The sequence below is a fragment of the Pleomorphomonas oryzae DSM 16300 genome, assembly GCF_000422965.1.
Taxonomy (GTDB): Bacteria; Pseudomonadota; Alphaproteobacteria; order Rhizobiales; family Pleomorphomonadaceae; genus Pleomorphomonas; species Pleomorphomonas oryzae.
In genome coordinates this window covers 151,314-164,762 of record NZ_AUHB01000010.1, presented here as the reverse complement: position 1 = coordinate 164,762, position 13,449 = coordinate 151,314, and the positions used below count along the sequence as shown (strand labels likewise).

Annotated in this window: 12 protein-coding genes; 4 read left to right on the top strand and 8 right to left on the bottom strand. The window is 64.3% G+C overall.

Translation table 11 applies throughout. The features are described 5' to 3' along the window. Nucleotides 1–56: 56 nt before the first annotated feature. On the bottom strand, nucleotides 57–929 hold the full coding sequence (locus tag G522_RS0116985; protein ID WP_026792070.1) for a pirin family protein: 873 nt from the start codon (nucleotides 927–929) through the stop codon (nucleotides 57–59). A gap of 243 nt (nucleotides 930–1,172) precedes the next feature. Between G522_RS0116985 and G522_RS0116980 the strand changes: the two genes are divergently transcribed. Further along, nucleotides 1,173–2,462: an MFS transporter gene (locus G522_RS0116980; RefSeq protein ID WP_026792069.1), complete on the top strand. Its 1,290-nt coding sequence runs from the start codon at nucleotides 1,173–1,175 to the stop codon at nucleotides 2,460–2,462. Here G522_RS0116980 and G522_RS0116975 read toward each other — a convergent pair. Further along, entirely contained in the window at nucleotides 2,452–3,072 is a 621-nt protein-coding gene (locus G522_RS0116975; RefSeq protein ID WP_026792068.1) for an NAD(P)H-dependent oxidoreductase, read from the bottom strand. The genes G522_RS0116980 and G522_RS0116975 overlap by 11 nt on opposite strands. Nucleotides 3,073–3,312: 240 nt before the next feature. On the opposite strand from G522_RS0116975, the gene G522_RS0116970 reads away from it, so the two are divergent. Further along, the gene (locus G522_RS0116970) at nucleotides 3,313–4,167 is read left to right on the top strand and encodes a DMT family transporter (protein WP_026792067.1); all 855 of its coding nucleotides are present in this window, start codon (nucleotides 3,313–3,315) and stop codon (nucleotides 4,165–4,167) included. Nucleotides 4,168–4,179: 12 nt separating this feature from the next. Here G522_RS0116970 and G522_RS0116965 read toward each other — a convergent pair whose 3' ends face one another. The 6 genes from G522_RS0116965 to G522_RS29665 form a co-directional block, all read right to left on the bottom strand. Further along, on the bottom strand, nucleotides 4,180–5,079 hold the full coding sequence (locus G522_RS0116965) for an alpha/beta fold hydrolase (RefSeq protein ID WP_026792066.1): 900 nt from the start codon (nucleotides 5,077–5,079) through the stop codon (nucleotides 4,180–4,182). A gap of 193 nt (nucleotides 5,080–5,272) precedes the next feature. After that, nucleotides 5,273–5,662 carry a nuclear transport factor 2 family protein gene (locus G522_RS0116960; protein ID WP_026792065.1) on the bottom strand — a complete coding sequence of 130 codons (390 nt, stop codon included), beginning with the start codon at nucleotides 5,660–5,662 and terminating at the stop codon, nucleotides 5,273–5,275. Between the two features lie 57 nt (nucleotides 5,663–5,719). Beyond that, entirely contained in the window at nucleotides 5,720–6,142 is a 423-nt protein-coding gene (locus G522_RS0116955) for a hypothetical protein (protein ID WP_026792064.1), read from the bottom strand. A 201-nt stretch (nucleotides 6,143–6,343) separates the two neighbouring features. Beyond that, complete coding sequence (gene uvrB / locus G522_RS0116950; protein WP_026792063.1) at nucleotides 6,344–9,055, bottom strand: excinuclease ABC subunit UvrB; 2,712 nt, start codon at nucleotides 9,053–9,055, stop codon at nucleotides 6,344–6,346. Between the two features lie 106 nt (nucleotides 9,056–9,161). Then, entirely contained in the window at nucleotides 9,162–10,061 is a 900-nt protein-coding gene (locus G522_RS0116945; RefSeq protein WP_026792062.1) for an SH3 domain-containing protein, read from the bottom strand. A gap of 16 nt (nucleotides 10,062–10,077) precedes the next feature. Further along, nucleotides 10,078–10,806 carry an SH3 domain-containing protein gene (locus G522_RS29665; protein WP_169453546.1) on the bottom strand — a complete coding sequence of 243 codons (729 nt, stop codon included), beginning with the start codon at nucleotides 10,804–10,806 and terminating at the stop codon, nucleotides 10,078–10,080. A gap of 197 nt (nucleotides 10,807–11,003) precedes the next feature. Here G522_RS29665 and G522_RS0116930 point away from each other — a divergent pair, with 197 nt between their 5' ends. Together G522_RS0116930 and G522_RS29095 are read left to right on the top strand one after the other, a co-directional pair. Further along, entirely contained in the window at nucleotides 11,004–11,855 is an 852-nt protein-coding gene (locus tag G522_RS0116930; protein ID WP_026792059.1) for a 23S rRNA (adenine(2030)-N(6))-methyltransferase RlmJ, read from the top strand. A 475-nt stretch (nucleotides 11,856–12,330) separates the two neighbouring features. After that, complete coding sequence (locus G522_RS29095) at nucleotides 12,331–13,443, top strand: HD-GYP domain-containing protein (RefSeq protein WP_051228721.1); 1,113 nt, start codon at nucleotides 12,331–12,333, stop codon at nucleotides 13,441–13,443. Nucleotides 13,444–13,449 lie beyond the last annotated feature (6 nt).

Sequence of the window (13,449 nt, the reverse complement as noted above, 5' to 3'; positions counted from 1 at the left end):
GCGCTGGTTCCAGAAGACACCGGGGAGATTACAGCCGAACGAAAAGACGAGAAGCGCTAGTCTCCCGCCTTGATGAGCTTGGCCGGATCGCCAAACCTGCCGTCGCGGTAATCGGCAAAGGCCTGCCTGATCTCATCCTCGGTGTTCATGACGAAGGGGCCGTGCGCCACCACCGGCTCGCCGATCGGCAGGGCGTGGCCGAACAGCAGCACGCTGTCGTCGGCGGCGCCGACGATGAAGCTGTCCTCGTTGTCGGAGAGTTCCACCAGGTTCCACTTGTCGACCTGGGTTCCCATGACATCGACCCGGCCGGAGACGACGTAGAGGAAAACGTGTCGCCCCTTTTCCACCTGCAGCGCCGTCTTGGCGCCGCCCTTCAACTCGATGGTCGACATGAAGACGTCGGTGAGCGACTCGATCGGGCCGGTGGCTCCGGCAAATTCACCGGCGACAAGGTGAAGCGTGCCGTTGCCGGCGGCGATCGATAGAGCGGGAATGTCGTCCTTCTGCACGCCGGTGTAGCGCGGCTCGGTCATCTTCAGGGCCGGTGGCAGGTTGACCCAAAGCTGGAGGATTTCCAGCGGTCCACCGTCGCGCCGGAACTCATCCGGCGACAGCTCGGCGTGGACGAGGCCGGAGCCGGCGGTCATCCACTGCACGCCGCCTGCCTCGATGATGCTCTCGTGGCCGCCGCTGTCGAGATGCGACAGGCTGCCCTGCAGGATGAAGGTCACCGTCTCGAAGCCACGGTGCGGGTGCGGGCCGAAGGGCAGGCCCTGGTTGTTCGGTGGGTAGACCTGCGGGCCATGGTGATTGAGGAACAGGAAGGGGTCCACCTGCTCAAGATCGGGGCCCGGCAGTGGCCGGCGGGTGACGAGATCGGCGATGTCGTCACGATGGGCAGGATGGACGGCAGTGACGCTACGCATGAAGTCCCCTTCCGGACGGCTACGAAATTTTGCCTAATATAGGCCACAATCCGAACGGGGCAACTCGTGGCAGGTTGGCATCAACCGGGACGCAACGAGGCGGGAATGCGACGCCGTCTGGCAGACGGAGAGAATCGTCGGAGAGAAAGCTCTCGGCACGAGGCCTGAAGATCGCTATGAGGCAGAAGGTCCGGCATTTCTCAAAGACGGTCTGATCGACGCGTGCCGGAAGGTGAGAACGATATGCAAGACGTCCTGCGGTTCAGCTCCGGCAAAGTTGCCCTGAGAATTCTGCCGTTGCTTTGCCTTGGCTATGTGGCGGCCTATCTCGACCGCATCAACGTCAGCTTTGCCGCGCTTCAGCTCAACCAGGATCTCGGCCTGTCGCCGGCCGCCTATGGCCTCGGTGCCGGGCTGTTCTTTGCCGGTTACGTGCTGTTCGAAGTACCGAGCAACCTCATCCTACGGCGCGTCGGCGCCAAGCTGTGGATCTCCAGGATCATGATCAGCTGGGGCGTCATTTCCGCGCTGACGGCCTTCGTCCATAACGAGGCGACGTTTTATCTTTGCCGCTTTCTATTGGGCATCGCCGAGGCGGGCTTCCTGCCGGGCGCGATCCTCTATCTCAATCAGTGGCTTCTTCCGAAAGACCGCGCTCGGGCGCTGTCGATCCTCGCGTCCTCGACGGCGGTGGCTGGACTGGTGGGCAGCCCGCTGTCGATGTCACTCCTCGGGCTGGACAGCCTGTGGGGCTTGCGCGGCTGGCAATGGTTGTTTGCCCTCGAAGGAATACCGGCGATCGTTCTGGGGGTGCTGGTTCTCTTTGCGCTGCCGAATACGCCCAAGGCGGCGAAATGGCTGACGGACGGAGAGAAGTCGGCGCTCCAGACCGCCCTGGACCGGGAAGCGGGATACCTGGAACTACACCAGTTCAACCTGATCGGGCGCGACCTGTTCTGGAAGGTGGGTCTTCTGGGCATCGTCTATTTCTGCATGGTGCTCTGCATGTATGGCGTGGCCTTCTGGATGCCGCAGATCCTGAAGGAGATCCTCGGCGGCAGCGACCTGTCGCTGCTCGGATGGTACAACGCGATCCCCTTCCTCGCGGCCATTCTGGGCATGCTGGCGATCGGCTGGAATTCCGACCGCCTTGGCGAGCGAAAGCTGCATGTGATCGGCGCGCTCGTCCTGGCGTCGATCGGCTGCGTTCTTGCCGGTGCGGCCACCGGCCTTATCGGCAGCCTCGTCGCGTTGTCGCTGGCGCTGATCGGGCTCTGGTCGGTGATCGGGCCGTTCTGGGCGTTCACCACCGCGCGCATGGGTGGCCTCGCCGCCGCCGTCGGCGTGGCGTTGATCAACTCGATCGGCAACACCGGCGGCTTTTTCGGGCCGTACATCATGGGGTGGCTGAAGAGCGCGACCGCCGACTATCGTATCGGCCTCGACGTTCTGGCGCTCGTTCTCGTCTTCGGCGTGGTGTGCATGGTCCTTGTGCGGTCCGATAAGTCGGCCGAGACTGCCGTCATAGCCTGAGAGGAGGCGATTCCTCAGCCTGCCGCCACCGGTCGAGGACGTTGGCGATGCGCTGCTCGAAACGCGTCACCCGTTCCGGGGTCGGCTTCTCGGCCGAGTGTAGCGACAGCATGGCGAAGCGGACGCCGCGGGCACAGGCGCCGAGAATGGCAATGCGCAGGATGCGCCGCACCGGCTGCCACAGCACCAGCGTGTCGATCCACCAGGGCGAGCCGAGCGTGGTGATCGCCAGCACGCGAGCAAGCTTGAGGCGCGGCTTGATCGGGCCGAAATTCGCCGCGTGGTCGAAGGCGATGCCCGGCGACCAGACGCGGTCGAACCAGCCCTTCAGGATGGCCGGAAAGCCATACCACCAGGTGGGAAACACCAACACCAGCGCCTCGGCCTCGGTGAGCCGGGCCGCTTCGCCTGCCAAAGCCGAGGCGTCGAAGGCGGCGGCGTAATAGCTGCGGCGTTCGGTCTCGGTCAGCGCGGCATCGAAGCCGGCGCCATAGAGATCCTCGACGACCACCTGATGGCCGGCCGCTTCCAGCCGTTCCGTGGCAAAGCGGGCCAGCGACCGGCAGAGACTGTCCGGCAACGGGTGGGCGACGACGACGAGGCATTTCATGGGAAGGACTCGGGCGAGGAAAGACGTGGCAGCTTGTCATGTTCGCTGCGTTGCGCCCACCCGATTTCCGTGACCGGCCGGCATCTTACCCAACGTCTGGCCCGCCACGGTCGGCAGGCTGAGGCGCGATCGTGCCGACGCGGACGGCGGCTTAGCCGTTCATGCCGGAGGTGTGATCGGACGATCTCTTGACGGCAAGATTTGTCGATTTATCTTGATGTCGAGATAATTGGAGTGATCATGCACCGGCTTTCCGACATCGCGCTGACCGCCCTGGCGCCGCTCATTTGGGGCAGCACCTATATCGTGACGGTGACCTATCTGCCGGGGCTCGATCCACTGCTGGTCTCGCTCCTCAGGGCTTTGCCGGCTGGCCTGCTGCTGCTTTTGATCACCCGTCAACTGCCTGTCGGCATCTGGTGGCCGCGCGTCTTTCTGCTGGGCGCGCTCAACTTCTCCTTCTTCTGGTGGATGCTGTTCACCGCCGCCTATCGGCTGCCGGGCGGCGTCGCCGCCACGGTGGGGGCGGTCCAGCCGCTGGTCGTGGTGTTCCTGGCGCGGTTTTTCGTGGGGACGCCGGTCAGAACCGTGTCGATCGCCGCCGCGGTGGGCGGTGCCCTGGGTGTTGGCCTGTTGATCCTGAAGCCTAGCGCGGCGCTCGATGCCACCGGTATCGTGGCGGGCCTGGCCGGCGCCTTGTCGATGGCGCTGGGCACCGTACTGACGCGGCGCTGGCAGCCGCCGGTACCGCTGCTCACCTTCACCGCCTGGCAACTGACGGCGGGCGGCATCCTGCTGCTGCCGGCGCTCATCGGCAACCTTCCGGCGCTCGCCGGTTTCACGGCTCATAACCTGGTCGGCATCGCATACCTCGGCCTGATCGGCGCCGGCCTCACCTACCTCATCTGGTTCCGTGGCGTCGCCCGGCTCAATCCCAACCTCGTGGCACAGCTCGGTTTCCTCAGCCCGGTGACGGCCGTTGCGCTCGGTTGGCTGTTCAAGAACGAGACCCTGTCGCTCCTGCAATGGCTGGGTATCGCCCTGATCTTCGCCAGCATTCTCTTGGGGCAGCGAGGGCTGAGGCGGGGAAGGTAGAGCTCTCCATCGTCAGGCGCGGACGGCCTCGTCAGTCCACGCTTGCACGGTGAGAACAGCATCGGCGAACTCGCGTGGCGCCTCCCAGGGCAGATTATGCCCGCATTGCACGACGCGATGTTCGTGCCGGCCTTTGAACATCGAAGCATGGTCGGCGGTGCCGCCCGGTTTCAGCGGATCCTGCGTGCCATCGAGCGTGACGGCGGGAACGGTGATGGGCGGTTTTCCCGCCAACCGGGTTTCCAGCGCAGCGAGCTCCGGGTCACCCGCCGCCAGACCGAAGCTGAAGCGATAGGCGTGGATCACCACGTCGACGAAATCCGGGTTGTCCAGGGAGACGGCCGTTCGCTCGAAGGTCGCGTCGTCGAAGGCCCAGGTCGGCGACCACTGCTGCCACAGGATGCGGCACAGTTCGCGCCGGTGCAGCGACAGGCATTCCCGGCCGCGCTCCTGCTGGAACAGATGCTGATACCAGACCGCCAGTTCGAGACCTGGCGCATAGGCATGGCCGAGTCGCTCCACGTCGATGACGTCGTAGCCGGCATAGGATACCAGGGCCGTCACCCGCTCCGGCCACAGGGCTGTCGCCACGCAGGAGGCGAGGCCACCCCAGTCATATCCGGCGAGAACGGCCCGTTCGATACCGAGGGCGTCGAGGAGATCGATGAGGTCCTTGCCGAGGGCAGCCTGCTCGCCGCTGCGCATGGTGGAGTCCGACAGGAACCGTGTCGGCCCGAAGCCGCGCAGATAGGGAACGATCACCCTGGCACCCGCTTCCGCCAGGCGAGGCGAGACCTCGTCATAGGCGTGCGGGTCATAGGGAAAGCCATGCGAGAGTACCACCGGCCAACCCTCGGTCGGTCCGGACTCCAGATAGGCGATCTCGAGGGTATCCGTCTTGACTGTTCGCATGCTGGGCTCCCCGTTCTCGGACAACAGGCACACTTCGCTGGATGACAGCAGTACCGGCGACATCGCGGCAGTGGCGATTTCGGCAGACTCGCAACGGCGATGGGCAAGGATGGTTCCCTGTCGGCAGCGTTTCTGTGGCGGCGGGCGTCAGTCGCCAAAGGCTGACGAAGCCAACTGCGATGGAGGCCAAGCTTCAGGGAGACGGAACAACCGTTCCCTGGTGAAACAGCATCTGCCAGCGACCATCGATCAGCTTCCAGATGGAACTGCGCAGCGTGGTTCTTGTACCTGTCCCGTCGGGGTAGCGACGGCTGCTTCGGTAGGTTACGAGCACGGCGTCCGGAGCGATGGATTGAACGGCGAAGTGATGCACGTCCGGAACGAGAGCTGCTTCGGCAGTGGATTCCTCGACCAAGGCGGCCACGATCGAAGCCTTGTCGTAGACCGTACCGGAACTGCCGAACTCGATGAACTCATCGGCGAGGAGCGCGCGTACGGCATCAGGCGACCGTCGCACCTCGGGGCGGTGCAGCTTCTGTTCGAGGGTGCGAAAGAACTCCAGGTCGGGATCGGCTGCCGGCATGCTTGTCCCTTCGCCAAGTCCTTCGAGAGAAGCTGGTTGGCGCTTCTATTCTGCTGCTCAGTTTTGATCACAAAGGAGATGAAATACAAAGACGGCTTTGAAGGTCTGGTCCGTCAGCGTCGCGACTATATTCCCCGTTTCTGGATTTGGCTGCACGCCCAATCCCAGAACAATTGTTCCGACTCCAATATTCATGGCATTTCTTGTCGCCAGTATGTAGGAACTATTTCGCCCAATAATAAAAAAATCAACTCCGCTAGTGTAGCCGTTTTTTGTGGTTGATCTTACCCTCAGCCGATCTCCCGCATCGGTTATCTCGAATATTTTATTCCGGCTGAGTTCCTCCACCTCCTTGTCCTTCTTATCATAGGGGCTGTTCCACTCATAATCTTTGACGGCGCATTTGAATGTGACAGTCTCTTCGCACCGCGCTGTTCCCACCATCCCCAGGCACAGCGCAGCCAATATTAGGAACCGCATATCTATTCTCCTCCGCCGCTACTTGACGCGAAACTTTCTCAACCCAGGAGGGTAGCGTTTCCCGCAATCGAGCGCATCAGGACAAATCGCCAGATCTATTCGAGTATAAACGGGAGTCGAGCAGCCAGATGCTCGCAATCAGCGCGAAACGGCAATCTTCGCACTGCACCTGATATGTACGAGTGGATCGCAAGCTCTCGCCTACTTCCCCCACCGCCCGCGCTTCTTGCCGGCCACGGTTCCCGCCGCCGTGCTGGGCGGTGGGCGCTTGGGCGGTTCGCTGCCGAGCGGCACTTCGGTGCGGCCGACGGTCATTTCGTCGAGGTTGTTCTTGCGGACGCGGGAGGGTGGCGTGTTGCCGGCTCGGCCGTATTTCTTGCCGCCTGTAAAACCACCGCCGGCCGCGTCGACGTCGCTCTGGCGGGCCATCGGGTCGTCGGCGATGGTCAGCTCGGCTGCCTGCAGCCGCTTCAACTCGTCGCGCAAACGGGCCGCCTCCTCGAATTCCAGGTCGGCGGCAGCCTTGCGCATGCGCCCTTCGAGGTCGGCCATATAGGCCTTGAGGTTGTGGCCGATCATCTCGCCTTCCTCGGCGAGGCCGGTGTCGACGCGCACGTGGTCCTGCTCGTAGACCGAGTTCAGCACGTCGCCGATCGACCGCTTGACGCTCTCCGGCGTGATGCCGTTGGCGACGTTGTAGGCCACCTGCTTCTCGCGGCGGCGGTTGGTCTCGGCCATCGCCCGTTCCATCGAGCCGGTGATCCTGTCGGCGTAGAGAATGACCTTGCCGTCGACGTTACGGGCGGCGCGGCCGATGGTCTGGACCAGCGAGGTTTCCGACCGCAGGAAGCCTTCCTTGTCGGCGTCGAGAATGGCGACCAGCGCGCATTCGGGAATGTCGAGGCCCTCGCGCAACAGGTTGATACCGACCAGCACGTCGAAGGCGCCGAGGCGCAGGTCGCGCAGGATCTCGATGCGCTCCAGCGTGTCGATGTCGGAGTGCATGTAGCGGACCTTGATGCCCTGCTCATGCAGATACTCGGTGAGGTCCTCGGCCATGCGCTTGGTCAGCACGGTGACCAGCGTGCGGTAGCCGGCGTTGGTCACCTGTCGCACTTCGCCGAGGAGGTCGTCGACCTGGGTGCGGGCCGGACGGATCTCCACCGGCGGGTCGATCAGGCCGGTGGGGCGGATCACCTGCTCGGCGAACACGCCGCCCGACTGGTCGAGCTCCCAGCCGCCGGGGGTGGCCGAGACGCAGACCGTCTGCGGCCGCATGGCGTCCCACTCCTCGAAGCGCAGCGGACGGTTGTCCATGCAGGAGGGCAGGCGGAAGCCATATTCGGCCAGCGTCGCCTTGCGGCGGAAGTCGCCGCGATACATGGCGCCGATCTGCGGCACGGTGACGTGGCTTTCGTCGATGAACACCAAGGCATTGTCCGGCAGGTATTCGAACAGCGTCGGCGGCGGCTCGCCGGGCGCGCGTCCCGTCAGATAGCGGGAATAGTTCTCGATGCCGGCGCAGGCGCCGGTCGCCTCCATCATTTCCATGTCGAAGGTGCAGCGCTGCTCGAGACGTTGCGCTTCCAGGAGACGGCCGTGGGCGTTGAGTTCGACGAGGCGGTCGCGCAACTCCGTCTTGATCGACTTGATGGCCTGGGCCAGCGTCGGCTTGGGCGTCACATAGTGCGAGTTGGCGTAGATCTTGACGAACTTCATGTCGGCCGACTTGTGGCCGGTCAGCGGGTCGAATTCGGTGATCGACTCCACCTCGTCGCCGAACAGCGAGATGCGCCAGGCGCGGTCCTCCAAGTGGGCCGGGAAGACTTCGATGGTGTCGCCGCGCACCCGGAAGGTGCCGCGCGCAAAGCCGACATCGGCGCGCTTGTATTGCAAGGCGACGAGGTCGGCGAGCAGCTGCCGCTGGTCGATGCGGTTGCCGACCTCCAGGCCGAAGGTCATGGCGGTATAGGTCTCGACCGAGCCGATACCGTAGATGCAGGACACCGAGGCGACGATGATGACGTCGTCGCGCTCGAGCAGGGCACGCGTCGCCGAATGGCGCATGCGGTCGATCTGCTCGTTGATGGTCGATTCCTTCTCGATATAGGTGTCGGTGCGGGGAACGTAGGCTTCCGGTTGGTAATAGTCGTAGTAGGAAACGAAATACTCGACGGCGTTGTCGGGGAAGAAGCTCTTGAACTCGGAATAGAGCTGGGCGGCCAGCGTCTTGTTGGGCGCCAGAACCAGGGCGGGGCGATTGGTGGCGGCGATGATGTTGGCCACCGTGAAGGTCTTGCCGGAGCCGGTGACGCCCAGCAGCACCTGCGTCTTGTCATCTTGCTGGATGCCGGACAACAGATCGGCGATGGCGGTCGGCTGGTCGCCCTTCGGCTCGTAGGCCGAGGACAGGCGAAAGGGGATGCCGCCTTCCGACTTGGGCGGACGCTCCGGTCGGTGCGGCACCCAGGGCTGGCCATCGCGGAAGATGTCGCGGCCCTTCTGGATCATCTCTTCCAGCGCCTTCACCGTGGCGGTGACGCCGCCGAGCGGCAGCGCCTCGGCCTCCTCCATCGACACCGACATGCCGGCGACGGGATTGAGGCCGCCGGCGGCGCGCGTCTTCGGATCGGTGGACCCGCCCAGCGAGCCGCCGCGCGACGACTTGCGCGAGGTCAGCTCGGCCTTCGGCTTGCGCTTGCCGGGCTTGGCGATGGTTTCCTCGACGATCCGCGAGTCTGACGGCAGGGGCTTGGTAGCCTCTTCCGACACATCCTTCAGCCAGTCCGAGAAGGACGTCTCGATCGGCACCGGCTCAAACGGCGTCTGCGGCATCTCGGAAAATCCGAGTGCCGGGTCGTTATCGGGCCCTGAATCTGTGTTGGGAACTGAAGCGGGCTTGCGGGGTGCCATGGCGGACTCATCGGTGTCGGGAGCGAACGACCAACTTATCACACTCACTGCGGTCAGAGCATGGCAGCAGGACGACAGGGTTGCCCCTGTCATCCGTGTCTGGTCGTCAGTCGTTGCGGCAGACGCCGTTCACCCACTTGCAGGGCGCGCCGGGCTTGCCGAGCGCGCTGCCATATTTGGGCTTGGCCTCGGTGGCCGGCGCGGTCGGTGTCGCCTGCGGGGCTGAGGTGGCGACCGACGGTGCGGCGGGCTGCGTCACGGTGGGGGGCGGCTGCGTCACACTGGGCACTGTCGGCTGCGTCCCGACGGGTGGGGTTACAGGTGCAGTCGGCTGTGTCACGGTGGTCGATGGCGCGGTGGGCGCGGGGCGTACGGTGGCCGGTGGCGTACTGGCCACCCGGGGCGCGGTCTGCGGTGCAGCCCGATAGGTCCCGTTCGGCTGGGGAAGCTCCGGCATCGGTGGGCCCGTTACCACCGGCGGCGGTGCGGCGGTGCGCGGCATTCCCGGCCTCACTCTGTAGACGCCGACATTCGGCTGGGGCAGATCCGGCATGGCCGGTCCCATGTCGGCCGGCGGCCGGTAAACGTAGACCGGCGGCGGCTCGATGTAGATGTCACCGGGATAGGCGTCCTGCGGCGGCTGGCGGTAGACCGGCGGCGGATTGGCGTAGACGGGAGGTTCGCGGTAGATCGGCGGCGGCGAGAACACCGGCGGCCGCATGATCTGGTCTTCCGGCGCCCAGTTGCGGACGGTGCCGAGATAGCGCGAGGATATCCAGCCACGCGTGTTGCCGTAGCCGACATCGCACCAGGCATCGTCGTTGAGACAGCCGTAGATCTCCACCGGCGTACCGGGCGGCAGAGTCACGATCGTATAGTACTGCGCGCCGGGGCCAGTGCGCAGATTGACCGCAGCCAGAACTTCGGCCGGCGCGGCGAGCGCGCCGGTCATGGAGGAAATCAGGCCCGCCAGACAAAGCGGCGCGGCTAGATATCGCATCCTCATCGCGGTTTATCTCCGGTCAATGGCTGCCCGAGATGGATACGCAATCAGGTTGATCGGGCTGGCAGCCCGGCTGAACCGGCCTGCCATCGCGACGCGGATCACGGTTTCGATTCTCATCTCGGTCCCTATTCCAATCTGTCCTCGGGCGGTCTCGATCCCAGTCCGGACGCGGCTGATTCCAATCCGACCTAGGGCGATCCCAGTCCGAACGCGGCCGATCCCATTCTGAACGCGGCCGATTCCAATCGGGTCTCGGGCGATCCCAGTCCGGACGATCGCGTCCCCAGTCCGGGCCACCGTCCCAATCCGAGCGCGGACGATGTCTATACCACGGCCGGTCCGTATAGTGGTTGTCCCAGTAGCCGAAATTGAAGGTCAGGAAGGGCACCGACCGGTAGGGCCGGGGACGGTAAACCGGGCCGCTGTAGAAGGTTGAGAGATAGCGCGACGACACCCAGCCGCGGTCTGGACCATAGGCGACATCACACCAGGTGTAGCTTTGCAGGCAGCCGTAGAGTTCGACGGGCGCGCCGGCTGGCAGCACCACCACCGGATAATACTGGGTGCCCGGACCGGCCCGAAGGTTGACGTTGGCCGTGACTTGGGCAGGCGAGGCGGAAGCCACCGCTGGAGCAGCCACGGTCGCTGCGGCAGTGAGCGCGGCAATCGACAGCAGGGATTTTAACATCTTGATCTTCACTCCTTTGTCGGCCAGGCCGACGGGCTTCCTGTCTTTGTCGGCCAAGCCGACGGGCTTCCTGTGATCGTGCTTATCGCATCGTTCCCTTGAGCGGGGTCTGAACCTGCCGTTCATAGGCTGTTCATCTGAGACTCAACGTTCGACCGCGAACTTGGGTTGCAGTTAGGGCAGCCATGCGGCATCCATGCGGCAATGGAGAATTTCCTTGCCGTCGAATAGGCCGATGTTCTAGCTCTCGCGCCATGAACTATCGTCACGCCTTTCATGCCGGAAACTTTGCCGACGTGCTGAAGCACGCCGTGCTCGCGCGCATCCTCGCCTACCTCGCCCGCAAGGATTCCGGCTATCGCGTCATCGACAGCCACGCCGGCATCGGGCTCTACGACCTTGCCGCTGACGAGGCGCTGAAAACAGGCGAATGGCAGGGCGGTGTCGGTCGTATCAGAGCGGCGCGGTTGTCGCCGGCGCTCAGCGACTGGCTGGCGCCCTGGCTCACGGCGCTGCGCGCCGTCAACGGCGGCGACGATCTTCTCCTCTATCCTGGCTCGCCGGCCATCGCCACGGCGCTTGGCCGCCTGCAGGATCGCTATCATTTCAATGAGCTGCATCCGCAGGACGCGGCGACGCTCGCCGCGCTCTATGCCGGCGACCGGCGGGTGCGCCTCAGTTCGGAAGACGGCTACATCACCGTGCGCGCCCAGTTGCCGCCGCACGAACGGCGCGGCCTCGTCATCGTCGATCCGCCCTTCGAGGAGGCCGGCGAGTTCGACCGCCTGCTGCGGGCCGTGCAGGATGCCTACAAGCGCTTTGCCACCGGCTGCCTGATGATCTGGTATCCGATCAAGGATGTCGCCGCCGTCGACGCCTTCCTGCAAGAAGCGGCCAAGGTGGGTTATCCGCGCCTGATTGCCATCGAGCAGTGGATCCGCGAACCGGGGGGCGACGGACCGCTCAGCGGCGCCGGCGTGCTGATCGCCAATCCGCCGTATACGCTGGCCGACGAGACCGAAGCCATTCTGCCGGAACTGACCCGCCTGCTCGCCGAAGATAGCGACGCCGGCGGCCGGGTTCTGCGGCTCGCCGAGGACGGTTGACGATTCAGGCCGTCCCGTTGGGCTATCGGTCCAGTTGAGTGACCGTTGCAAACCGTAGACCGATCAACGGGTTGGCATTTCGAAGTCGCCAAATGGAAAACTCTCAACTGAATTAACGGGTTCTACGAGATCCGAGTAATAATTTCTCAATGTGCATAGATTAGAACGCGTTGATGGAGGAGGCGACTTTTCCCATCAAGGCGGGAATGCTTTCGCTTGGCGATCATCTCCGGTGATCACCTCCCTGGCCGCTTCACAGGTTGAAGGGCACAGTTGGGCCGTCCGCCGTGCCGCGAAGGACAGGGGCCGTTGCTGCCGACCTGGCAGTCGCCCTGCGGATCGTCGAGGCAGGCAAGGGCTTGGCAACACTCGGTTTCGGTCATGGAGAAACGCTCGTCGCGTCTCAAAAGGCTGTGAGGGCACGGCTCGACCAGGCCACAACAGAACGATGGGGGCGGATACGGCAAAAAGTCAGATGGCCCTACCTCGGATCGGCGTTCACCTCCTCGGCGAGCTTGGTGGTGAGGCGGACACCTGCCTGCAAGGTCTTTTGTCGCAGGGCTTTACCGCCGACAGGGCGGCGCTGCCGGCCGAGGAGGCCGCCACGGCGGAAAAGCAGGATATTCTGGCCGTCACAGGGCGCTATCGCCCTGAGCTGCACACGCCGACCCATCTTTCCAGGCTGGTCGGCGCTCAACGGGACCGGACGATCCTGTTCCTCAGCCATATGGACCCCGAGAGCTTCGCGCTGTTCGAACAGGCGGGCTTTTCCTTCATCAACGTCACCACCGACCAGACGGTGAAAAGCCTGGTCGGCCTGATTGCCCAGGTCGATCCCAACGCCGTCTATCAGGCGTCGAAGACCGCGGCGATGCGGGCGTCGATGTCGACTGAAATCGCCAACACGGTGGTCGACCTGTTCAGCCGGCTCCGGGCCGATCCGGTGGCCCCCAAGCTCGCGGAGTCCCATCAGCAGCGGCGGGCGATGAGCGCGCTGATCGGTCAGTCGCCGATGTCGGTGTGGATCGAGCTGATCCAGAATTACCACGACGGCACCGCCCAGCATTGTTCGCTCGTTTCGGGCTATACGCTGGCCTTCGCCCGGGTGCTGGGCGCCGGCAACCAGCAGACCGGGCGGCTGTTCGACGCGGCTTTTTTCCACGACGTGGGCAAGGCGATGATCCCCTTGGAAATCCTCGACAAGCCCGGCCGCCTCGACCCGGCCGAATGGGAGATCATGCAGCGGCATGTCCTCCACAGCCACGACATCCTCATCCGCGACGAGCACACCTGCGGCGAAATCGCCCGGGTGGCGCGCGACCATCATGAGTATCTCGACGGCAGCGGCTATCCGAACGGCATCACGGCGCCACAGATCGACGACATCACCCGCATCATCACCATCTGCGACATCTTCGCCGCCTTGACGGAAAAGCGGGCCTACAAGCCGGCCAAGCCGTTCGACGAAGCCTATTCCATCCTCAAATCCATGGCCGGAACGAAGCTCGATCCGGACCTGGTGCGGTTATTCGAAAAGGTGGCCGCCGAATGCGACGGCCGCCTCGGGCGAGCTGCGACCGCTGCCTGACGGGTA

What these genes read in the sequence shown, in the direction of transcription:
- G522_RS29095 (WP_051228721.1), top strand. Translation starts at nt 12,331, where the DNA reads ATGGCCCTACCTCGGATCGGCGTTCACCTCCTCGGCGAGCTTGGTGGT.
- G522_RS0116980 (WP_026792069.1), top strand. Translation starts at nt 1,173, where the DNA reads ATGCAAGACGTCCTGCGGTTCAGCTCCGGCAAAGTTGCCCTGAGAATT.
- G522_RS0116975 (WP_026792068.1), bottom strand. Translation starts at nt 3,072, where the DNA reads ATGAAATGCCTCGTCGTCGTCGCCCACCCGTTGCCGGACAGTCTCTGC.
- G522_RS0116965 (WP_026792066.1), bottom strand. Translation starts at nt 5,079, where the DNA reads ATGCGAACAGTCAAGACGGATACCCTCGAGATCGCCTATCTGGAGTCC.
- uvrB (WP_026792063.1), bottom strand. Translation starts at nt 9,055, where the DNA reads ATGGCACCCCGCAAGCCCGCTTCAGTTCCCAACACAGATTCAGGGCCC.
- G522_RS0116970 (WP_026792067.1), top strand. Translation starts at nt 3,313, where the DNA reads ATGCACCGGCTTTCCGACATCGCGCTGACCGCCCTGGCGCCGCTCATT.
- G522_RS0116930 (WP_026792059.1), top strand. Translation starts at nt 11,004, where the DNA reads ATGAACTATCGTCACGCCTTTCATGCCGGAAACTTTGCCGACGTGCTG.
- G522_RS0116945 (WP_026792062.1), bottom strand. Translation starts at nt 10,061, where the DNA reads ATGAGGATGCGATATCTAGCCGCGCCGCTTTGTCTGGCGGGCCTGATT.
- G522_RS0116960 (WP_026792065.1), bottom strand. Translation starts at nt 5,662, where the DNA reads ATGCCGGCAGCCGATCCCGACCTGGAGTTCTTTCGCACCCTCGAACAG.
- G522_RS0116985 (WP_026792070.1), bottom strand. Translation starts at nt 929, where the DNA reads ATGCGTAGCGTCACTGCCGTCCATCCTGCCCATCGTGACGACATCGCC.
- G522_RS0116955 (WP_026792064.1), bottom strand. Translation starts at nt 6,142, where the DNA reads ATGCGGTTCCTAATATTGGCTGCGCTGTGCCTGGGGATGGTGGGAACA.